Annotated in this window: 19 protein-coding genes; 2 read left to right on the forward strand and 17 right to left on the reverse strand. The window is 69.2% G+C overall.

Annotation, left to right across the window (positions count from 1 at the left end):
• Positions 1-78: 78 nt before the first annotated feature.
• Genes NI1_RS18850 through NI1_RS18915 form a run of 14 tightly spaced genes read right to left on the reverse strand, consistent with a single transcriptional unit; the run spans position 79 to position 16,268 of the window.
• A complete protein-coding gene (locus tag NI1_RS18850; RefSeq protein WP_067822682.1) occupies positions 79-1,137 on the reverse strand; it encodes a C45 family autoproteolytic acyltransferase/hydrolase in 1,059 nt (352 codons plus the stop codon).
• Complete coding sequence (locus NI1_RS18855; protein ID WP_067821994.1) at positions 1,134-1,736, reverse strand: GNAT family N-acetyltransferase; 603 nt, start codon at positions 1,734-1,736, stop codon at positions 1,134-1,136. Before NI1_RS18855 ends, NI1_RS18850 begins: the two co-directional genes overlap by 4 nt.
• Entirely contained in the window at positions 1,733-2,002 is a 270-nt protein-coding gene (locus NI1_RS18860; RefSeq protein WP_067821996.1) for a hypothetical protein, read from the reverse strand. The genes NI1_RS18855 and NI1_RS18860 overlap by 4 nt, the downstream gene beginning before the upstream one ends.
• On the reverse strand, positions 1,992-3,506 hold the full coding sequence (locus NI1_RS18865) for an AMP-binding protein (protein ID WP_218026772.1): 1,515 nt from the start codon (positions 3,504-3,506) through the stop codon (positions 1,992-1,994). The genes NI1_RS18860 and NI1_RS18865 overlap by 11 nt, the downstream gene beginning before the upstream one ends.
• The gene (locus NI1_RS18870; RefSeq protein WP_067821998.1) at positions 3,503-5,515 is read right to left on the reverse strand and encodes a class I tRNA ligase family protein; all 2,013 of its coding nucleotides are present in this window, start codon (positions 5,513-5,515) and stop codon (positions 3,503-3,505) included. The genes NI1_RS18865 and NI1_RS18870 overlap by 4 nt, the downstream gene beginning before the upstream one ends.
• Entirely contained in the window at positions 5,512-6,684 is a 1,173-nt protein-coding gene (locus tag NI1_RS18875) for an NAD(P)/FAD-dependent oxidoreductase (protein WP_067822001.1), read from the reverse strand. Before NI1_RS18875 ends, NI1_RS18870 begins: the two co-directional genes overlap by 4 nt.
• Complete coding sequence (locus tag NI1_RS18880; RefSeq protein ID WP_067822004.1) at positions 6,681-7,985, reverse strand: lysine N(6)-hydroxylase/L-ornithine N(5)-oxygenase family protein; 1,305 nt, start codon at positions 7,983-7,985, stop codon at positions 6,681-6,683. Before NI1_RS18880 ends, NI1_RS18875 begins: the two co-directional genes overlap by 4 nt.
• The gene (locus tag NI1_RS18885) at positions 7,972-9,180 is read right to left on the reverse strand and encodes an acyl-CoA dehydrogenase family protein (RefSeq protein WP_067822007.1); all 1,209 of its coding nucleotides are present in this window, start codon (positions 9,178-9,180) and stop codon (positions 7,972-7,974) included. The genes NI1_RS18880 and NI1_RS18885 overlap by 14 nt, the downstream gene beginning before the upstream one ends.
• Positions 9,170-11,347 (reverse strand): iron-containing redox enzyme family protein, encoded by a 2,178-nt coding sequence (locus NI1_RS18890; RefSeq protein WP_067822010.1) that lies wholly within the window; start codon positions 11,345-11,347, stop codon positions 9,170-9,172. The genes NI1_RS18885 and NI1_RS18890 overlap by 11 nt, the downstream gene beginning before the upstream one ends.
• Positions 11,347-12,030 carry an SGNH/GDSL hydrolase family protein gene (locus tag NI1_RS18895; RefSeq protein WP_067822012.1) on the reverse strand — a complete coding sequence of 228 codons (684 nt, stop codon included), beginning with the start codon at positions 12,028-12,030 and terminating at the stop codon, positions 11,347-11,349. The genes NI1_RS18890 and NI1_RS18895 overlap by 1 nt, the downstream gene beginning before the upstream one ends.
• A complete protein-coding gene (locus tag NI1_RS18900) occupies positions 12,027-13,139 on the reverse strand; it encodes a diiron oxygenase (protein ID WP_067822014.1) in 1,113 nt (370 codons plus the stop codon). The genes NI1_RS18895 and NI1_RS18900 overlap by 4 nt, the downstream gene beginning before the upstream one ends.
• Entirely contained in the window at positions 13,136-14,422 is a 1,287-nt protein-coding gene (locus tag NI1_RS18905; RefSeq protein ID WP_067822015.1) for a transglutaminase-like domain-containing protein, read from the reverse strand. Before NI1_RS18905 ends, NI1_RS18900 begins: the two co-directional genes overlap by 4 nt.
• Positions 14,419-14,658, reverse strand: a complete 240-nt coding sequence (locus tag NI1_RS18910) for an acyl carrier protein (RefSeq protein ID WP_067822017.1) — start codon at positions 14,656-14,658, stop codon at positions 14,419-14,421. Before NI1_RS18910 ends, NI1_RS18905 begins: the two co-directional genes overlap by 4 nt.
• The gene (locus tag NI1_RS18915; protein ID WP_067822019.1) at positions 14,655-16,268 is read right to left on the reverse strand and encodes an AMP-binding protein; all 1,614 of its coding nucleotides are present in this window, start codon (positions 16,266-16,268) and stop codon (positions 14,655-14,657) included. The genes NI1_RS18910 and NI1_RS18915 overlap by 4 nt, the downstream gene beginning before the upstream one ends.
• Before the next feature lie 192 nt (positions 16,269-16,460).
• On the opposite strand from NI1_RS18915, the gene NI1_RS18920 reads away from it, so the two are divergent.
• Together NI1_RS18920 and NI1_RS18925 are read left to right on the forward strand one after the other, a co-directional pair.
• Positions 16,461-16,985: a DUF4442 domain-containing protein gene (locus tag NI1_RS18920; RefSeq protein WP_067822687.1), complete on the forward strand. Its 525-nt coding sequence runs from the start codon at positions 16,461-16,463 to the stop codon at positions 16,983-16,985.
• 15 nt (positions 16,986-17,000) lie between these two features.
• Positions 17,001-17,915 (forward strand): alpha/beta hydrolase family protein, encoded by a 915-nt coding sequence (locus tag NI1_RS18925; RefSeq protein ID WP_067822021.1) that lies wholly within the window; start codon positions 17,001-17,003, stop codon positions 17,913-17,915.
• Positions 17,916-18,002: 87 nt separating this feature from the next.
• Here the strand turns inward: NI1_RS18925 and NI1_RS18930 are convergent, their stop codons facing one another.
• From NI1_RS18930 to accA, 3 genes are read right to left on the reverse strand one after another with little or no spacing between them, the layout of a single operon-like run.
• Positions 18,003-19,349, reverse strand: a complete 1,347-nt coding sequence (locus NI1_RS18930; RefSeq protein ID WP_067822023.1) for an acetyl-CoA carboxylase biotin carboxylase subunit — start codon at positions 19,347-19,349, stop codon at positions 18,003-18,005.
• A complete protein-coding gene (locus NI1_RS38870) occupies positions 19,346-19,981 on the reverse strand; it encodes an acetyl-CoA carboxylase biotin carboxyl carrier protein (protein WP_218026773.1) in 636 nt (211 codons plus the stop codon). The genes NI1_RS18930 and NI1_RS38870 overlap by 4 nt, the downstream gene beginning before the upstream one ends.
• Positions 19,978-21,834 carry an acetyl-CoA carboxylase carboxyl transferase subunit alpha gene (gene accA / locus NI1_RS39395; protein WP_245663288.1) on the reverse strand — a complete coding sequence of 619 codons (1,857 nt, stop codon included), beginning with the start codon at positions 21,832-21,834 and terminating at the stop codon, positions 19,978-19,980. Before accA ends, NI1_RS38870 begins: the two co-directional genes overlap by 4 nt.
• Between the last annotated feature and the right edge of the window lies 1 nt (position 21,835).

A 21,835-nucleotide genomic window follows, 5' to 3' on the forward strand; every position in this document is an offset into this window, starting at 1 on the left:
ACCCAGAGGGCTGCTGTGGTTTCACTCTCCTGCCGGCGGTGGGTTCTGAGCAATCAGAGCCCACCGCCTTCTCGATTTTCAGCGCGGCTCGAGTGCCTCCTCGCATGCGAAGGTCAGGGTCTGCGCGTGGTTCGGATCGCCCGGGCGCAGATGCAACTCCCGGCTGCCGGGGTCCAGCACCACCGCCGCGACGGTGCGTTCGCGCCGAATGTCGCCGTGGTCGGGGACGCAGATCGGCGCGCGGCACAACAGCGCGAAATGGTCGGCGATCGTCGCGGAATCCGGTAGCGCCGCCAGTGCGGTGGTCGCGGCGTCGAGGCGCAGGCGCGAGGAGTTGCGGGCGAAGACGTTGAGTTCGTCGTGCGCGCTGAACTGCGGGTGCAGGAAATGATTGGCATGCACCGAGCGGTCGATTTCGCGAATATCGTTGTCCAGGAACTCGATGCAGCGGGTGTTCCGGCCGTCGGTGAGCGTGAGCGATCGGGATCCGGTGAGTGGCAGGGCCTCGAGGCGTTCCAGCGCCTGCCCGGTGTCGGCGCAGGTGTCGAGCAGGTGGCGGATGGCCAGGTAGGGCGGTATCCCGGGCGACCAGTCGCCGCCGAGCACCAGATTCAGGCCGATCGCGAGGCCGTCGCTGTTCACGCCCAGATAGCCGAGCAGTCCGGCGAAGCTCAATACCAGCACCCGGCGGCCCGAATCGCGGTGTGCGATGCGCAGTACCGCGAGTTGATCGTCCAGATTGCCGTTGAGATCGATGGTCTGGGCGAGCAGCACGCGCGGACCGGAGGTGGCGTAGGTGGTGCAGTCGCCCTGTGCCGGCACCTTGCGGTATCCCAGCAGCTCGCGGCGGATCTGGAGCAGCCACGCCTGCTCGGCGGTGATTCCGGCACCGGCCGCCAGACCCCGGACCTCCTCGGCGGCATCGGGGAGCGCGGCGGTGATCGCGCTTCGATAGGCCGTGATCTCGGGCCGCAGTCCGGTGAGGGTGACCGGTTCGGGCAGTAGGTGACCGAGCCGAGCCACCGCGTCGTCGAGGAAGCATCGCAGCCGACCGGCAAGCCGCGAACCGTGCTGGTATCCGATCTCGAAAGGCGTTCCAGCACAATCGATGACGGGAACTGCGCCGGGTGTGGTCATGCCGATGCGGTCGCCGCCGGACCGGTGAGCAGGCGTCGCACCCCCGGCCATTCCCCGGCCAGAATGCTGTAGAACACCGCATCGCGCCGCCGCCCGCCGGGCATGAAGTTGAAGCTGCGCAGCGTTCCTTCTTCCACCGCGCCGATATTGCGCAGCGCCCGCCGGGCACGAGTGTTGAGCTCGTCGGTCTTGAATTCGACGCGCAGCGCGCCCATGGTGTCGAACGCGTGCTCGAGCAGCAGCAGCTTTGCCTGCCGGTTGTGGCCGCGCCCGCGGAAATCCGCGCCCAGCCAAGACCATCCGATCTCGAGGCGGCCGTCGGCCTCTGCCAGATTGCCGTAGCTCATGCTCCCGGCGACCCGACCAGCGGCCTTGTCGATGATGACGAACACGACCCTCCGGCCCGCCGCGTGGTCGTCCAGGCAGGTGTCGAAGAAACGCTCGAAATCATCGCGGGTCTCGACCAGTGTCACGAAGTAGCGCCAGATCTCGGCATCCATGGCCACCGCGCGCACCGCTTCCCGATGGCTTTCGCTGATCGGCTCCATCCGCAGCTGCTCGTTCCCCAGCACCTGTTTCCCGATCTCGTTCCAGCTCACGCCGCACCGTCCGCGGGCGCGTACCGCGTCACCGTGTCGACGATGTCGCGCAGCGTGAGCATGCGGACGAGGTCGTCCTCGGTGAGCAGGGTCAGTTCGACACCGGCCCGGCCGCACACCGAAGTCAGCAAAACAATCTTGTTCAGTGAGGTGAGCCCGTAGGTCAGCACCAGGTCGCGGTCCGGATCCACCTGCTCGGGTGTCAGCTCGGCGACCGCGAGCGCGGCCAGCCGCCGGCGCGTGAACGCTTCGATATCAGGGTGCATGGATACCCTCCTGTGGGTCGTCGAGCGCGGTTCGGTACCGCGCGATCACGCGCTGGCGGCGTGGTTTGTACTGCGAGGTGAGCAGAGCGTTGTCGATGGTGAAGGGCTCCTCGGCCACCACGAGACGTGAGATCCGTTCGTCCGGCCGCGCGGCGAGATTCGCACGGGCGAGCTGCGCGGTGAGCGCGGCGATATCGGCGGGCATCGCGGCCGGGGACGCCACCGCGACCAGTTCGACTTCGGCGCGGCAGTACAGGACGCATGCGGCGATGCCGGTTCCGGCGTTCGTCAGGTTCTCCTCGATGGCCCGGGCGACGATCTTGCGCCCATTGCCCAGGATGATGGTGTCGTCGGCGCGCCCGAGGATGTACAGATAGCCGTCGGCGTCCAGGCGGCCGAGGTCCCCGGTGATCACGGTGCCGTCGGCCTCGAATACCTGTTGCGTCGCACCGGGTTCGGCGTACAGGTATCCCCGGCTCACCGGATATTCGGCGCGCACCCGCACAACACCCTCGTCATCGATCCGGACTTCCTTACCGGGCAGGACTTTTCCGACGCTGCCGGCTCGGACTGCGCCGGGATGGTTCTTGGCCACGATGCACGTCTCGTTGAGCCCGTAGCCTTCGAAGAGCGGCAGTCCCACCGCCTCGTAGAAGTCCAGCAGGGTCCGGCCCGCCGGCGCGGAACCGGTCCACAGGTAGCGGATCCGGTCGCCGAACACGCTGTTCGCCGCCGTGCGCAGCGCCGCGTCGCCGGTGCTGTCCGATGTGGCAGCCAGCTCCTCGATTTCGCGGCGCGCGGCCTCGAAGAAGGCGGGCACACCCATGACGCCGGTCGGGCGGATCGAGGCCATGACCGCGAATACCGAGGTGTGGGTGCAGATCGTGACGTCGTGCCCGTGGGCGAGGGCCGAATAGATCCAATAGCGCTGCTGCAACAGCGACAAGGGAAGGAAGATCAGCAGATTGTCGCCGGGCCCGTGCGCGAACAGCTGCTGGACGGCGGCCATCGAACTCGCGACACTGCCCGCCGTCGCACCGAGCCCCTTGGGGATGCCGGTGCTGCCGGAGGTGAATTTGATCGTGATCACGTCGTCGGTCGCGTACCGCACCGCGGGCGGAACTTCCGGTTCGACACCACCGCACAGCTTTTCGATATCACCGATGGGCCAGACGCCAGGTGTATCGACGGGGATGTCGGTGAACAGCGCCCGCAACCCGTAGCGCGCGAGCAGTTCCGCGGAAGGCGTGAACTTGCCCGGCTCCAATGCGGCCGTCTGGATGCCCAACCGCAGGGCGGCGAGGTCGAGCAGCACCCATTCCAGCCGGTTGGCGGCGAGGATGCCGATACGGTCCCCGGGGCCGAGGCCGATCGCACGCAGATACCCCGCGACCCGGCCCGCCCGATCGTGGAGTTCCCGCAATGAAATGCTCTGCCGCGCGGTGAGAGTCGCGATGTGGATGCGACCGCTCGTGGGCGGCGGCGCGATCACGATATCGATCACGGCGCTACCGTTTCGGCCAGTGCCTGCCGCATGTCCACCGGTGCGAAGAACCCGTTGCCGGACAACCGGATCGGCGTACCCGCCGCCACCGGATCCACCCCGTGCGGCCATTGCCGAGGACCGCGCTCCCCCAGCGCCTCGGCCAGCCGATCGGCGAAGCGAGGCATGACGGGGTTCGCCACGGCGGCCAGCAGCTTCGCGGCGGTCAATTCGAGGGTGATCGCTGTCCGAGTTTCGCTCTCCAGATATTCGCTCTCTTGAAGGCGGCTCTCGGTGGCCGCGAAAGCCCGTGCGTCGCTCACAATTCCGTCCAATTCCGCTGCCGCGCCACGCAGGGTGAATCCGTCCGGCCCGAGCGCATCGGTGACGGCGTCGAGGCGAATGCGCAAGCGGCGCACGAAGGCGAGATGGCTCGCGGTCCAGTTCCCCGCTTCCGGTGCGACGCCCCCGTATCGGTGATCGACCCGGTCGCCGAGCTCGCCGAGCCAGCGCTGCCAGGCCCCGATGAGTACCTCGTCCCGCACCCGTTCGTATTCCGCCATGGTGAAATCGGTGCGCTCGTGTTCGGCGCGAGTACGCGCGAGGAAGAACCGCACCGCGTCCACGCTGCCGGGATTCAGAATCTCCTTGCCCCAGATCGCATGCCGACGACTGGTGGAGAATTTCGCTCCGTCGAGCAGATAGAACTCGTTGACGTGATAGTCGATATCGGGCTGCCAGCCGGGAAAGGCGAGCGCATACAGAGCCGGATACAAGATCGAGTGATAGAAGCTGTTATCATAGCCGAAGAAGTGCACGATCTTCCAGTCCTGCTGTGGCGCAGCGGCTTTCCATCGTTGCCCGATGCGCTCGCCGAGTCTCTGAATGCCGTGCAGGAAGCCGAAAGACATTTCCGGCCAGACCCAGATGACCTGCCCCGCACCTTCCGGTTCGGCCGGCGCCACTCCCCAATCACCCGGATGGCTGACAGCGATATCCAGTCGTGCCCGGCGGAAAACCCGGTCGGTCAACTGTCGCAGCCGAGCGGGCACGCGACCAATGCGCTGATGCGCCAGCACTGTCGCGCGCAGCTCGTGCAGCGGCATCATGAAGCGGGTGACCGTGCTCGCCGCCGCCGGACGGCCCGAGGCGACCGCGACCGGTGCGCTCAGGTCGGCCACGGTGTTCGGCTCACCGCACTCCTCGCAGATATTGCCGCGCGTCGGTGCGTTGCAGGCCGGGCAGCCACCGGCGACGTCGACCTCGTAGAGGTAACCCCCGTCCGCGGGATCGATCAGCGCCGGGCCCGCGGTCGGCGTGACCCGACCGGAAGCCACCAGCGCGGAAAAGAACTTGCGAAGTCCCGCACGGTATTCCGGGTCGGTCCCGGTCACCGTGTACTGATCCGGTTCGATGTCCATCAGCGCGAGGGTGGCCGCGATCTCGGCGCTGTATTGCGCGGCGACCTCGGCTGGTTCCCGCCCTTCCCGGCAGGCCAGCTCGCGCACATAACTCTGGAAGTCGTCACTGCCGGTGAGATGCCAGGCCCGCTGCCCGTTCATCCGTTGGAACCGGACGTAGGCGTCGGCCCCCAGATAGGGACCGGACAAATGCCCAAGATGCAGATCCCCGTTCGGCGTCGGCGGCGTGGAGCAGACGAAGACCGGGCGATCTGAGAAGCTCGGCCGGGCGGTGGCGCGCACCGCGACATCGACCTGATCGCCGTCGCGCCAATACTGTGTGACGAACACCAGATCGTCATCGCCCACGTTCGCGAGCACATGCGGTTCGAAGGGCTCGAACACCGCCACGGTGCCGGTGCCAGCCGGGGTCCGATGCTCGTTCACCACGAATTCCCCGGTGCCGGAAACGATGATGATCTGCTCGGTCTCATCGTGCCGATGACTGAGCGTGCGCCCGCCCGGCGGCACCCGCCCCCACGCGGCCGCAGTGGCGAGCCCGTCGATGCCGCCCATCCCGATGCCGAAGGCCGCAGTGAGCGTGTCGGGGTCGTATCGGCGAATGATCATGCGGGACACTCCCGTTCGGCGGCGGGCTCGGCGGGCAAGCCAAGCGGATCGGCGGCCTCGGCGGCCACGTCGGCGGAAAGGCCAAACAAGTTGCAGGTCTCGGCGGGCAGGTCGGCGGCCTCGGCGGGCGGGTCGGCGGTCTCGGCGTGTAGGCCGAGCAGGTCGGCGGTCTCGGCGGCGATGGCAGGGCCGAGGCGGTAGCCGGAGCCGTTCGCGGCCCCGGCGAAGACGACGCGGCGGTCCCGGGGTGAGCATCGCACCACCGGTTCACGGTCGGGGCTGTAGGCATCGCAGAACGCCCGGCCGGAGACGGTGTGCGGGATCAGCCCGGGCGCGTATTTCGCCAGAATGCGTTGTCCGGCAGTCAGATCCGCCGCGGTCACCCCGGTCGGCGGATCGTCGGGCATCACGTCCCATATGTCGCTGGTGTAGCTGAACAACCAGTGGCCGCGTTCGGACAGCGGCAGGAGGAACGCGTCCTCGGCGTCGAAGATCACGGCTGGGTCCTCCGCCGCCGGGACCCGGTCGATGTGCAGGGCGACGACGCGTTTCACGCGAATGTCGAACGGCGCGAGAAACTCCTGCCACGCCGGTGCCCCGATCCATGGGCCGGGCGCGAGCACCACGCGGCCCGCGAGCACGTCGCGGCCGGTGCCCAGCCGCAGCAGCATGCCCGCCGGACGCGGTTCGACGGCCAGCACCCGCACGCCCTCGTGAATGCGCACGCGGGAACGGATTTCGCGCGCGATCCCCCGGGCGACGGCATCGACCTCGGCATGGGCGCAGGTGCCGTGCCATGCGCGATATCCGCCGGGGCAAGTCACCAGGTCACTCCGAATAGCAGGCACCGCGCGCAGCGTCGCACCGTCGAGATACCGTGTGCGAAGCCCGGATTCAGCTGCGGCGGGGGCGATGACGGTCATCGGCAGCACCCTCCGTTCGTCGGCGTAGTACCGCCGCCCGTAGGCCGCCATGCGCCGCACGCGCGCGCTGTGACCGCGCGGGATGTCCAGTCCGGCCGAGTGCCGGGTCGCGCCGCCGCCGATCGTGCCGCGGTCCACCATCATGATGTCCAGTTCGGGGCGGCGGGCGGCGATCTCGGCCGCGATCAGGCAGCCGAGCACGCCGGCCCCGGCGATCACGATGTCCACCGTCGTCGGATCGCTCATGACGGCAGCGACTTTCCGGGTTTGGTGGACCATTCGACGAAGGCCGCCAACTGGTCTCGCCCGCGCTCGCCGCGTATACGGTCGATGATCCGCCCGCTGCGCCAGGCGTTCAGGCTCAGGTTCGGGTCGGCGAGCCCGCGTTGTCCCCGCACCGCGTTCTGCAAGAAGATGTTCCGGTCCGGCGGCCCGTCCCAGCGCACCGCGAAGTCGGCGTCCACGGCGTACTCCGCGCCGTCTCGTTCGAGGCGATCCGCCAGTGGCGCGAGGAAATCGAGGGCGGCGGGGCGATATCCGGTGGCCCATACGATCAGGTCCGTCTCGAAATGCTCGAGCAGGTCCGTCTCGTCGCGATGCCGCACCGCGACCATCAGCTGCTCGCCCACCCGGGTCACGTCCACGACGTCCCGGTTCGGGTACAGCCCGATGACCTCTTCCCGGCGTTCGACGAAGCGGTGCAGGTACAGCCGCTGGTAGAGCTCGCGCGCGGTGCGTTCGGAGATGCCGTCGCTGGCCAGGTTCTGTTCCCGGTTGAACGCCGCGCGCGTCGCGGGTTCGAGCCCGTAGAAGTGATCGGCGTGGCAGGGCATGAAGAACTCGTTGGTGAAGGGCGAGTCGTCGATGGGAAAGAAGTTGCGCCGCCGCGACACCCACACCAACTCGCGCGGGAGTTCGGGTCCGCGCCGCGAGAGCAGATCCAGGACCGCTTCCGCGCCGGACTGCCCGCCGCCGATCACCACCACGCGGCGACCGCCGACCGAGGCGGCCCGCTCACCGAAGTCGGCGACGTGGAATTGGTTGCGCCCGAGCTGATCCCGCGCGAAGTACGGCACCCACGGCGTCGTCCCGACCCCGGCGACGATATTGTCGGCGGTCAGCACACGCTTGCTGGTGTGCACGGTGAAGGTGGTGTCGAAGTCGACCGCGAGCACTTCCTCACCGAACACGATGCGAGGGTTGCGGCGGCTCGCCCACTCCAGGTAGTTGCGGTATTCGCGCCGGGGCACGCTGTCGAAGCGCGCGTTCAGGAAGTGGTAGATGCGGCCCTGATCGTGCAGATAGTTCAGGAACGACCAGGGATTGGTGGGATCGTGCAGGGTGACCAAGTCTTTGAGCGGCGAGACCTGGAGTTCCGCCCCGCTCACGAGTTGCCCTTCGTGCCAGCCGAATTCGGCTTTGCGGTCGAGGAACAGGTGCGGAATCCCGGGATGCCGGTGCAGCAGGGCGGCCAGGGAGAGATTGGCCGGTCCCACCCCGATGCCGAGGCAGGCGTAATGCGCCGGGCGCGAATCACTCTGTGTCATGGGCGTCCTCGTTCCGGATCGTGGCGCTTCGATGGCCGAGCGTGGCGGCGATGCTCGCGCGCAGCACCTCCGAAGCACCCTCGTAGAGGCGCAATGAGCGGATCTGCCGGTAGAGCCGCTCGGTCACGCTGTCCTTGACCAGACCCGAAGCCCCGCAGATCTGTACGGCCGCGTCGACGACGCGCTGCGCGTGCTCGGTGGCGTGTAGTTTCGCGACCGCGCCCCGGGTCGCGAACGCCGGCGTGTTCCGGTCGCCCTCCCAGGCGGCGCGTGCCACCAGCAGCGCCGCCGCCTCCAACGCGACCTGGCTGTCGGCCAGGGTGGCGCGCACGGTGGGCAGATCCCACAGCGTGCCGCCGTAGGCTTTCCGGTCGCGGGCGTGCGCGAGGGCGGTGTCGCTGGCGCGGCGGCCGAAGCCGATCGCGGCGGCTCCCACCGTCATCCGGAAGCGTTCGAGCAGGTCCAAGGCGATGAGGAAACCGCCGCCCACCTCGCCGAGCACGGCGTCCGCGGGCACTTCGCACTGCTCGAATTCGATCCGGGCGAACGAGCGCGGCGCGACCAGGTCGATGGGCCGCACCCACAGGCCCGGGGTGGCGGCCGGAATCAGGAAGGCAGTCAACCCCAATGCCCCCGCGCCGCCGGTGCGCGCGACGACACAGAACACATCGGCGAGCGTGCCGTGCGCGATCCAGGTCTTGTGGCCGTCGAGGACGAACCCGCCGCGCCGGGCGCGCGCGGCCAGTTCCACGGCGGCGATGTCGGAGCCCGCCGCGTCCTCGGAGAGGGCGAAGCCCCCGATCAGTTCGCCGCGCGAGAGCGGCGGTAGCCAGCGCTGCCGCTGTGCGGTGCTGCCGTGCCGCCGGATCGGGGTGGCGGCCAGCGCCTGGATGGCGAAGGCATGGTCGGCGAGATCCTCTGTGTAGGCCAGGATCTCGCGCAGTACGCACAGTCCGCGCAGGTCCATCGCCGTGTCCGGTTCGGCCAGGAAGGTCAGCCAGCCGGCCGCGCCGAGTTCACGAATGATGGTGCGGCCCATCGCGTCCGGGTCGCCGGCTGGCACCCGCGCCCAGAGCCGGTCGTGCTCGGCGCACCAGCCGTCCATGGCGATGGCCAGTTCGCGGTGCCGCCGGTCGTAGAACGGGAGCGCGAGCAGGTCCGGATCGTAGGCGGGCGTGCGGGATTCAGTTCGCATGGCGGGCCATCAGCTTCCGCACCAGCGGCGCTTCGACGAACAGCGCGAAGGAGGCGTAGCCGCGCCACACGCGCCGCCACTGCTCCGCCACGGCGGCCGGTCCCACGCTGTCGCCGATTGCACCGAGATGGGAATTGATGATCTCGGCGGCCTGCCTGGCGTGTCCGGCGGAGACATTGTCGACGGTCAGATGGGCTTGTTCGTAACACGGGTCGAAGCCGTGGTGGCGCAGCTTCTGGATCTCGTGCAGCCGCAGCTCGCCGAGCCCGAAAAGCTCTATGCCGAGGGTCAATCCGAGCAGTTCGGGAAACCGGCTGTCCGGGAACAGCCCGAGGCTCAATTGATAGTTGGCGAAGGCATAGGACAGTTCGGGCAGTTCGCGTTCCCGCACGAACTCCGGCTCGCGGATGTGCGGCAGGGCGATGGACATGCTGTCGAGGACGCGGCCGATCAGGGTGAGGTGGTTCTCGGCGAGATCGCCATTGCCCATCTCATCGGCGTGGATGGCGTACAGGGCGGCCACGCCGGGCCGGTCGAAGCGCCCGGCATTGCCGACACGATGCAGCCAGGCGCCGTCCACCAGCGCCGCCAGGGCGTAGCGCTTCTGGTTGTCGATGACCGTCTCGCGCGCCGGGATCTCGGCGAGCGGACGGTAGGGATCGACCAGTTTCGTCCAATAGATCCGCTCGACGCGCGCCAGCAGCGCCTCCGGGCTGTAGTCGAAGAAGCTCGCGTCGGTGTATGTCCCGTCCTCGCCGCCGTCCCAGAGCAGTTGCGCGCGAGCCAGAATCCGGTCGGCGTAGTCCCGGGCCGCGACCAGGGTGTTCGGGTAGTTCTCGATATTCACCAGCCGGTGGAACAGTTCTCGCCCGCCGCGCTGCACCGGGTCGGTCACCTCTACGTCGGCGGGCCGGTATGCGGCGATCATCTGGTCCCAGTGGCGTGCCGTGTCCTCCCCCGCCGTGCACGGCTCACCGGCCGGGCCCTCGGGGTCTCCGGCGGCGACCGCTGCCGACCAGGCTGTCAGGATCTGTACTTCGTCGGCGTCGAAGATGCCGAACATGGGCCCGCCGAATGCGATGGCGTCCAGGAACCGGTTGCCGCCGTCCGGACGTGGACGCAGCCGCCCGGACCGGCGCAGTGCGGAGACCAGTTGCGCGACATCGAGTTCCGGGTCGCCGAGAGTGTCGGAGAGCAGTTCCCCGCCGAGCCGCACCGCGCCGTGCTGCGAGCCCGCGTAGGGCGCGTGCCGGGCGAATATCCGTCCCACCCGGGCGTCCAGCGACTGCCCCTGGTGCCAGTCGGCCAATTCCACCAGGGCGCGGACGTGTTCGGTTTCGAGCCGCAGCACCAGTCGCACGGCGCGCAGCAGTCGCCGTGTGTCCGGTATTGCGGTGCAAGAGGTTTCGGCGTCGGCGAGAAACGCGTCGAGCAGGCCGTCGAGATCCGGGCGCGGGTCGGTCACGCGGCCGAGCAGGTGGTCGTCGACCGCCAGCGCGCCGAACGCGTAATGGACGGCGACGATCTCGGGCAGGAAATTGGCGGGCAGCCGGCTCAGCGCCAGATACCACGATGCGGCCTGCATCGTCAGCCGCAACGGCTGCACCCACCTCGGGAAGTCACGGGAGGTGAGCTCCGGCGGGAACACTCCGGCCGCGGCCAGCGCGCGCCGCCGCGACCGCGCCGCCGACCGGCCCGGCTCGCCTGCGCCGCGCCGCGAGAACTCGTGCGCCAGTAGTCGATTGACAATTGCGGCGGGCTGAGTCGCGGGCTGGGAGACGATATCGTTCCAGCAGCCGTCGAGTAGCGTGAGCGGTGCCCGCTGCCGGAGGATCAACCGCACGGTATCGGGGTCGCGTTCCCGCAGGGTTCCGATCAACGGGCGCAGTCGCGCCCGCGTGGCATCGACTTCGGCCGCGATTATGTCGGCGGTGACATCCACCGGTTCACTGCCCGCATCGCCGTCGAGGAACGCGCCGACGATCCGCCGGGCGACGAGCACACCGGCCTCGCTCTCCTGATCCACCAGCAACTCCCGCCACACCACCTCCGGGCCGCCCGCCAGGATCCGCTCGGCGGCCGCGACGGCGGCGTGACTGAACTCGAACCGGCGCGGCGGCAGCGAGGTCGTCGTATCGCGGGGACGGGTGCTTGCATCCGGGGACATCAGCGCGGGATTCCGGCGAGATGGCGGGCGAGGGCGTGGATTTTCAACCCGGCCGCGAAGGCGTGCCCGCGCGCGTTGAAATGCAGTCTGTCGCTGCTGTAGATGCTCGGATCGGTGGTCAGCGGATGGTCCAGGAACTGCACGAACACGGCCCCGTGCGCCGCGGACACTTCCTCGGTGACGCGCGCGAGCGCCCGGGTGGCGGCGCTGACCGATTCGGCGTACTTGGCCGGAACCAGTTCGGCCTGGGTGAGATCGAGCAATCCGATGGTCACCACCTCCGCGCCCCGCGCGCGCAGCGCCGACACCATGGTGGTGAGCTCGGCCCGCACCCGGTCCGGGTCGAAGCCGGGCCGCAGCATATCGTTGCCGCCGCAGGTGACGAACGCCAGATCCGGGCCGAATTCCAGGGCGGCGTCGAGCTGGGTGGCGCGCACTTCGGCGGTGGTCAGGTCCCGGCGGCCGAGATTGCGGGCGGTGAAGTCCGGGTGGATCGCGCCCAGGACGGCTTCCAGGCGCTGCGACCAGGACAGGTCGGCGTAGCCCGGGACCGGCTCCCGAATGCCCTCGGCCACACTGTCGCCCATGGTGATCATGCGCTTCCACGGTGCGCCGCACAGCATTTCGACGGCGGTCGCGGTCGGCACCGCGTAGGGATCGGTGTCCTCGGTCAGTACGGTCATGGCAGCTCGATGTCCTTTCCCTCGATTGCGCCCGCACCCCGGGCGATGACGGCGGCGATCTCCCGGCCGCGCACCAGCCGTTCCTGGCGGTCGATCTCCTCGGCCAGCCGCTCGTCCTCGGCATTGACCGCGGCCCCGTCGACGGCGCTGAAACCGAAGACGCCCAGGTCTTTCAGCGCCTGCTGCATGCGCGGTCCGAACAGGTTGATATCGCGCAGGGTCGGCACGATGCGGGAGAACAGGCGGCGGCGGAACTCCCGCATGGCCGGTGAGCGCTTGGTCAGCGCGATGCATTCCTCGGCCCCGTAATCGAGTTCGCGCCACATCTCCTCGCCCGCGAACCGGTCCCGCAGCGTCCAGCACGCCTCGATGGCGAACTCCTCGCGCTCACGCAGTTCGGCGTCGCCGAGCTGCCGGTAGAAGTCGCGCAGCGCCAGCCGGCCGAAGGCGACGTGACGGGCCTCGTCTTGGAGCACGTAGGCATTCAGGTTGCGCGCCAGCGGATCTCGCAGCCGGTCGCGTTGAATGCTGAACGAGGCGAGCGCCAGCCCCTCGATGAGCACCTGCACACCGAGATAGGTGATGTCCCAGCGGCTATCGCGCACGATCGTCTCGAACAACCCGCGCAGCGGCAGCGACATGCCGTACCGCACACCGATCTTCGTCTCCAGCATGCGCTGATACACCTCGACGTGCCGGGCCTCGTCCATCACCTGCGTGGCGGCATAGAACTTGGCGGACATATCCGGCACCGTCTGCACGACCTTGGCCGCACACACCAGCCCACCCTGTTCCCCGTGCAGAAACTGCGAATACAGCCAACCCGCGAGATGACGGCGCACAGTGATCCGCTCGGCTTCCGGCAGCGCCCGCCACAGCTCCGAATCAGCGATCCACACGAACTCGTCAGGCATCCCGATGGGGTTATCCGGATCCACTTCGTGCGACCAGTCCAGCCGCACCTCGGCATCCCACTGCCGCTGTTTGCCTTTGCCGTACAGCGCCAGCAGCTGCTCGGATCCGGCATCGTAGTCCCAGTTGAAGACGGTGGCGCCGCCGCTTTCCAGCGTCCAGGTGCCGCCCAGTTCGGCCATGCGTTCGGTGTTCATCGCAGCACTCCCGCCTCGGCGTGCAGGCGCGAAGTCACGCCGGCGAACGCCCGTTTCGGCGCGGGACCGCCCGCCGCGTCGACCAGCAACGGAACACCGGGAGCGACCGCCCCAGGCAGCAGACGGTTGAACCGACTGCCGCAGCACGCTTCCCGGAATTCGGTCCCGCCCGCCAGATGCGCGAACGTGACATCGAGCGGCCGCCAGTGGTCACGCTCGTACACCTCCGTCCAGGCGTGGTCGCTGCCGACCAGTCCGAGCAGGTATCCGCGCCGGGTGCGCGCAGTGAGCCCGTGGGCACGCAGCCGATCGGTCAGCACCGCGCTCGCCACCACGCAGTCGGCGACACCGAGCTCCCAAGCCCGCCGATGGTCGCCGCGCAACCGTTCGGAGATCGCCTGGTAGACCACGCGCCCCGAGCCGAAGTCCGCCAGCTGTTCGTCGAAAGCCGCACGGACCAAATCATTTCCGACGCGATACCGCTCACCAGTCAGCCGAACCCGCACCCGGTACGGCGCACGCTGGTGGCCAGCCGCGACGACCGGTGCCGCGACCCTGTCATCAACCGGTCTTCCCATCTCCGGGACCGCCGCCAACTGCTCCTCACCCCGACCCAGCGAGCCCACGGCTGCCGCCAACCGCTCCCCGCCCGCACCCACCGAGCCCACGGTCGACGCGAACCTCTCCTCACTCGGACCCACCGAGCCCATGGCTGCCGCCAACTGCTCCCCGCCCGGACCCACCGAGCGCACCGCTGCCGCCAACCACTCTTCACCCGCACCCACCGCTGCCTCGGCCTGCTGCCCGCGCACGCCCACCGAGCTCAGTGCTGACGCGAACCGCTCCCCTACCACAACTACCGAGCCCACGGCTGTCTCGGCCTGTTCCATGGGCGGCGTGGTCACGTCCAGGGCCTGTACGCCCTCGGCGGTTAGGTCGGGAACCGCTGCCGCGCAATCACCCTCGAATCCTCCGGGCGGAACGACGGTGATCGTCCAGTCCAGTGGACGCAGCCAGGAGTCGGCGGTGCCGGCGGCGAAGCGCAGCAGCAGGCGCTGGGCCAGTTCGGGAACGGTGACCCCGCTGCGCGAGTGCACGCCGGCGTTGATCACGTCGGTGTAGTCGAACAGCGGGCCGCTTACCGGATCGATGCGATGTTGCAGTCCGTCGGCTGCCAGCGCCGCGACGCTCGCCGCGTCCGTGCCGAGCAGCACGGCTGCCTCCGCGACGGGGGTGTCGAAAACCGCCAGGTCGGCGGGTGTCTGCACGAAGGAGATGTTCACGCCCGCTCCGCGATTAGTGCGGCCAGCTCGCGGACCGTGGTTGCGGCGTAGGCGATATCGTCCGGGATCTCGATGCCGAGCGCGGTCTCCACGTCCACGACGACGCGCAGTACCGCGAGGGAGTCGACGCCGGGCAGGTCCGCGATGGCGGCCTCGGTGGTGATCTCGGCGGGGTCGAGTGCGAGCCGCGTGGCGAATGCGGCGGCGAGAGCGTCTTGCACGATGTCGGCGTTCATGCGGGCGCGCCTTCCTCGGTGAGTCGCCGGCAGATATCGCGGGCCGCGCGGCGGCGCACCTTGCCGGAGCTGGTGTACGGAATCGTTTTGGGCGCAACGGGATACACGCGGGCGAGCTGGGGCCCGAGCGCGGCGCGGATGGCCGCCTCGACGGTGGCGGCCAGGTCGGCGGCGGCCTCCGGGTCGAGGGAGGTCTCCAGCAGCACGGCGATGTGTTCGGCTCCGGCGTCGTCGACGCCGATCGCCGCGCAGCGCACCCCATCCAGGCCGGGCAGACCCCCGACTATGTCCTCGACGTCTTCGGCGTAATAGTTCTGCCCGTGCAGGATCATCATGTCCTTGACCCGACCGACGAGGTAGAGCTCACCGTCGCGTTCGAAGCCGAGATCGCCGGTGCGCAGCCAGCCGTCGGCGGTGAAGGGCTGCGCGGTCTCAGGCACGCCCAGATAGCCGCCCATGACCGGTGCACCCGAGATCTCGACTTCCCCGACCCGACCCGGTTCGCTTATCCGCCAGCGCATTTCACCCACCGCGCGGCCCGCGCTCACCACGGTGCGCGCGACGGGATCGAATTCGGGGACCGTGCGCGGCTGGTCGCCGGGTCCGAGCCGGAAACGATCCACGATCACCGTGCGCACCGGCTCGCCCTGGCGCGCACAGGTCACCATCAGGGTGGCCTCGGCCATGCCGTAACACGGGCGCATGGCCTCGGCGCGAAATCCGCTGGGCGCGAAGGTCTTCGTGAATTCCTCGAGGACCGGCCGGCGCACTGGTTCGGCCCCGTTGAAGGCCAGCCGCCACCGCGACAAGTCCAGTTCGGGCGGTACGCCGTCCGGGAACGCTGACGCGAGCAGGTGATAGGCGAAGTTCGGCATGGGCACAGCGGTGGTGGGCGAGCCCGCGCATTCGCGCAGCCAGCGACCGGGATCCCGCACGAAATCCGAAGGCCGCCAAAGGCAGACGGGATTGCCGCGGACCAGTCCGGTCAGCGTCGCGAACAGGCCCATATCGTGAAACAGCGGCAGCCACAGGCCCATACAGTCCGTGACGTCCCAAGCTGCGGCCGTGGCGATGACATCCAGCCCGGCCATGATGTTGTCCGCGGTGAGCGCGACACCCTTCGGGGCGGAGGTGCTGCCGGAGGTGTACTGGATGACGGCGTACCGGTCCCGCCGAGCGCGATTGCGTTGCGCTCCAGGCGAATCCGTAGGCCGCGGGTCTCCCGGCTCGGTGATGTCGAGAATCCGCACCCCCGGCAGATCGACCTCGAGCCGCCGCAACAACCGCAGCCCCGTGTCGTCCACCAGCAGCGTGTCCAGTTCCGCGTCGACGGCGATCCGCCGCACCTGTCGCACGTAGGCCGCACCGCCCAGCGCCCCCGGCAGGGCGATCGGCACCGCCGCCGCCTCGGCGCGCAGACAGGCCAGCAGCCCGCGCACCCACGGTTCGCCATTGGCCAGCAGCAGGCCCACCCGGCGATCACCGTCCAGCGCGGCGGCGGTCAGCTCCGCGTCGCGCAGTATCCGCGTCACCGGAATCTCATGTCCCGCCGCAGGGAGGTGCAGCACCGTCCGCGGTTGCACCGCACGATCGATCTCGTCCCAGAGCATGGTGTCTGTCCTCCCTACGGCCACCGCGGACACTACCGACGCGGACCCCCGCCGATCGGCCGCGTTCGGCGGTTCTGTGACTGGCGATAGGAGCTCCCAATGAGCTCGCTCACCGGCGGTGCCGCGCGGACATACTGCGAACCGAAAGCACATGCCAGATCACTCGATTCGACGCAGTTGGGAACCGGGACCATGACCGAGACATTGTTCTTCGACCGCGCGTTCGCGCCGTTCACGCCGTTCGCCACCGAGAATCCGGATTACGCGAAGCTCGCCGAGATCGCGGGCGCGGCGGTGCCGTTCGGCGTCTACGCGGGCGTGCGGGTCACCGAACTCGACGCCGAGCACGCCCTGGTCGAACTCCCCGACAAGCCGGAGTTGCGCAACCACGTCAAGACCGTGCACGCCGGCGCGCTGTACCTGGCCGCCGATATCGCCTGCGCGGTGGCGTTCGTCGGCGCGGCCGCCACCGACCTGCCCGCGGTCGAATGGATGGTGGTCCGCGATTCGCGCTCGGCGTTCTTCAAGCCCGCCGTCGGCCGCATCCGCGCCATCGGCACCGTCGACCCGCGTGACATCCGCGCCATCGCCGAACGCACCGCGGCCGGCAAGTTCGACCTCGACACCCGCGCCGGTCTCTACGACGACAACGATGTCCTCGTCGGCAAGGTGAGCTTCGAATACGTCTGCAAACTCGCCGCGCCGACGGCCGACTGATCAGGAACGGAAGTCATGTCGACCCCAAGTCAGACCCCCGCCGCTGCCAAGCGGCCGTCGGAATTCGACACCCTCGAGGCGCTGCGGGTTTCGGTTCCCGCCTCCGATATCTCCGCCGCGGCGGAGTTCGTCGTGCGGGTGCTGCCCGCCGCCGACCCGGCCGCCCCGCTGCTGCTGGTGCTGCCCGCGATCGCGTTGAAGGCGAAATTCTATCTGCCCCTGGCGAAGTCGCTGCACGCCGCCGGATTCTCCACCGCCACGGTCGATCTGCGCGCGCAGGGCGAGAGCACCCCGCCCCTGGGCCAGGCCCGCAACTACGGCTACCGTCAGATGCTCGAAGCCGACCTGCCCGCGATCCTGGACGCGCTGCGGGAACGGTTCCCGCAGGCTCCGCTCTACCTGGTGGGCCACAGCCTGGGCGGTCAGCTCTCGCTGCTCTACAGTGCGGCCAATCCGGGCCGCGTGAGCGGCATCATCACCATCGCCACCGGCGTCGTCTACTGGCGCGCCTTCGATATCAGCCGCTGGGCTTCGGTGCTCTACGGCAGTCAGTACGTCGGCGTGGTGTCGCGGCTGCGCGGCGTCTGGCCCGGCGGCAGGATCATGGGCGGTCCGATGGCGGGCGGCGTCATGGCCGACTGGTCCTGGCACGCGCTGACCGGACGCTACCGGCCGGCCGGCTCGAAACTGAATTACGATCGCCTGCTTGCCGAATCGGCCACGCCGACCCTCATGGTGTCCTTCGAAGGCGACCCGCTCGGGCCGAAGTCGACGGTGGATCACCTCGCCGGGCGTTTGCGCACGGCGCGGCCCGCCCGCTGGCATGTGGGCCCCGGCGACGGCATCGCCAATCTCGACCATTTCGCGTGGATCAAAGACAGCCCGGCCCTCGGAATTCGCTTCGCCGAGTGGATCCGGGACAACCGGTAGGCTTCGCCGCAGCAGCCCGCCGGTACACCGAACGTCCGGCTCCCCCACTGCCTCTCGGGGGAGCCGGACGTTTCGTTTCGCGGTGTCTCAGGTGAGGCCGGCGATCATGGCGGTGTCGTGCCGGACGGCACGGAAGCGCGGGTGGTCCAGGAGGCCGTCGAGGAATTCGGCGGTGGTCGAGACCGCGGGGCCGCCCATGCGCAGTTCGGCCAGCGCGCGGCGCATCCGGGCGATGGCGGTCGGCCGATCCGGCGCCCACACCACGACTTTGGCGAGCAGGGAGTCGTAGAGCGGCGGCACCCGGTAGCCCAGGCGGGCGTGAGTGTCCACCCGGACGAAAGGACCACCGGGCAGTTCGAATTCGGTGAGTTCGCCCGGAGTGGGGGCGAAATCACGCGCCGGGTCCTCGGCATTGATGCGGCATTCCAACGCGACGCCGCGCGAGACGATATCGGCCTGGGTGTAGCCGAGGGGTTCACCGGCGGCGATCCGGATCTGTTCGTGCACCAGATCGATGCCGGTGACCATCTCGGTCACCGGATGCTCCACCTGGAGACGGCAATTCACTTCCATGAAGTAGAAGCTGTGGTCGGTGGGGTCGAGCAGGAATTCGAACGTGCCCGCCCCGACATAGCCCGCGGCGGTGGCACCGCGAACCGCCATGGCGCCCAGGTTCGCCAGCACATCGGCGGGCAGCGCCGGAGCGGGCGCCTCCTCCACCAGTTTCTGGTGCCGGCGTTGCAGCGAGCAATCACGGGCACCGAGATGCACCACCGTGCCCTCCTGGTCGGCCAGCACCTGAATCTCCACGTGGCGAGCCGATTCCAGATAGCGTTCCACATACAGGCGGCCGTCGCCGAACACCGCGAGCGCGGTGGCCCGGGTCCGGGCGTAGGCGGCGGGGAATTCGGCAGGATCGGAAACCACCGCCATGCCACGCCCGCCACCGCCCGCCACCGCCTTCACGATGACCGGGTAGCCGATCTCGGCCGCGAACTCCGCAGCTTCGTCCGGATCGGTGATCGGGTCGCGGCTGCCGGGCAACAGTGGCAAGCCCGCATCCACCATGATGGCGCGAGCACGCGCCTTGTCACCCAGTTCGGACATCACCTTGGCCGGGCAGCCGATGAAGATAATGCCTTCGGCCGCACAGACTTCGGCGAAATCCGGATCCTCGGAAAGGAACCCGTAGCCCGGATGGATGGCGTCCGCCCCCGACATACGGGCGGCTTCGATGATGGCGGGAATGTGCAGATAACTGGATTTCGCCGGGCCGGAACCGATACGGATGGCCTCGTCCGCGAAGCGCACCACCGCACTGTCGGCATCGGCGGTGGTGTACACCGCGATGGTGCGCAGCCCGAGCTCGCGGCAGGTGCGAGCGACACGCAACGCAATCTCGCCGCGATTGGCGATGAGAACCGAGGTGATCACCGTTCGGCCTCACGCAACAGGAGCAGCGGCTGACCGAATTCGACGGCGGTGGCGTCGGAAACGAGGATCTCCGCCACGATGCCCGCACGGTCGGCCTCCACCGGAACCATGAGCTTCATGGCTTCGGTGATGCCGACCTGCTGGCCCCGGGTCACCGTGTCACCGACGGCGACGAAGGGGTCCGCGCCCGGTTCGGGAGCATGGTAGAAGACGCCTACCATGGGCGCACACAGCGGGAAGGTGCCGGAATCGTCTGTCCCGGAACCGCTCTCGTCAGGTGCGGCGGCCGAGGCAACGCCACGCGCACCGGTTGCCGCCACCCGGCCGCCATGGCCGGCGACGGCACCCGGGCCGCTCTGTCCGACGGCGGTGACGGGACCGCCGTGGCCGCTAGCGGTGACCGAATCACGATGACCGGTAAGGCCAGCCGGGCTCTGGCCGTTGCCGGCGAGTGGTTCCAGGACCGCATCGGCGGCGTCGGTGGCCGGCTGCGCCCAGGTCACTTCGACCTGGAACACACCGGCCGCCACCCGGATCGACAGCGGTGGGCGGTCGGCGCGCGCGGCGGCGGCGAGCACGCTGTCGGCCAGCGCGGTGACGGTGTCGACGGTGTCGAGCAGCGGAGTGCTCATCGGGCGTCCTTTCCCAGAAGACGAGGGTGCTCGGCGGGGCTGTCGGCGAGCACCGCGCTGTTCGCGCCGAAGCGGCGGAAGCGGTTGTGGCGGGCGGTGATCAGCGTCGGCTGATCCTGCGGAAGCAGTTCGGCGAGGTAGTGGACGAGCGCGGCGCGCAGGTTGGCCGCCGCGGCGCCGTGATCGGTTTCCGCACCCGCGCCCGGCTCATCGATCACTCCGTCGATGACACCGAGTTCGAGCAGTGAGCGGGCATCGACCCGGAGCGCGGCCGCCGCGCGCGCCGCCTCCCCGGGCGTCTTCCACAGGATCGACGCGCAGCCTTCCGGGCTGATCACCGAGTAGACGGCATTGGCGCACATCAGAACCCGGTCCGCGACGGCCAGCGCGAGCGCGCCGCCGCTGCCGCCCTCACCGGTGATCACGGATATCACCGGAACGGGCAGTCCCGCCAGCAGTCTCAGATTCTCAGCGATCGCCACCGCCTGCGCCTGTTCCTCGGCCGCGATGCCCGGGTAGGCCCCGGCGGTGTCGACCAGGGTGATGACGGGCAACCCCAGCTTGGCGGCCAGCCGCATGACCCGCGCAGCCTTGCGATAGCCCGCCGGGTCGGGCATGCCGAAGTTGCGCTGCGCGAGTTCGGTTGTGCTACGGCCCTTCTGGGTGCCGATAACCGCCACCGGAACACCGGCCATCCGGCCCAGACCGGCCACCACGGCCGGGCAGTCGGCGGCGGCCCGGTCACCGTGCAGTTCGAAGAAATCGTCCACCAGGTGCGCGACGTAGTCGAGGGTGGTCGGACGGCCGAAGCGCCGCGCGGCCCTGACGCAGTCCCATGCCTCGCGTTCGGGCAGTCGTGCTGGGTCGGTAACCAGGGCACCAGTTTCCAGGGCCGCCACCCCGGACTCCAACGGATCTGATTCCAGCGCACCAGATCCCGGCAGTGCGGCATCCCGCTCACCGGATCCCCGCACCGCTGCACCCGGCCGACCGGATCTGATCACCACCGCGCCCGGCTCAGCGGAGCTTGCGACAGTCGGTCCGTCGCCTGCCGACAGCAGTTTCGCGAGGGTCGTCGCCAGCTCGGCGCGGGGCCGGATCATATCCACCACACCGTGTTCGAGCAGGAATTCCGCGGTCTGGAACTCCGGCGGCAGGCTCTGGCCGATGGTCTGTTCGATGACTCGGCGACCGGCGAAACCGAGTCGTGCGCCTGGTTCGGCGATGATCACGTCGGGCAGGGTGGCGAACGAGGCCGCTACGCCACCGAAGGTGGGGTCGGTGATGACCGCGACGGTGAGGATTCCGGCGGCGTCCAATTGCCCCAGTGCCTGAGCGGTTTTCGCCATCTGCATGAGCGCGAGAATGCCCTCCTGCATTCGCGCCCCACCCGAGGCGGTGACCAGGATCAGCGGGGTGCGTTCGGTGAGGGCGATCTCCGCCGCCCGGGTGATGGCCTCACCGACGGCGGTGCCGAGACTGCCGCCGAGGAAACGGAAGTCCATGACGGCGAGCACGGCCGCGTGGCCGCCGATGGTTCCTCGCGCGCATTGCACGGCTTCGGCGGATCCGGTGCGTGCCTGGGCTTCTCGCAGCCGCTGCGGGTACGGGCGGGTGTCGGTGAACCGGAGCGGATCGGTTTCGGTCACCGCGACTTCGAGGATCCGCACCGATCCGGGGTCGCAGAGCAGGTCCAGGCGTTCGATCGCGGTCAGCGGGCCGTGCCATCCGCAGGCCGGGCAGACCTGGGCCGCGAGCTCGAATCGCTTGCGGTACAGCATCTGCCGGCAGCCGCCGCACAGCACCCAGTCGGGTGGGGCGGCGGTCCGGGCATCGGATTCGACGAGGGTCATG

This window comes from Nocardia inohanensis NBRC 100128 (assembly GCF_001612945.1).
Taxonomy (GTDB): Bacteria; Actinomycetota; Actinomycetes; order Mycobacteriales; family Mycobacteriaceae; genus Nocardia; species Nocardia inohanensis.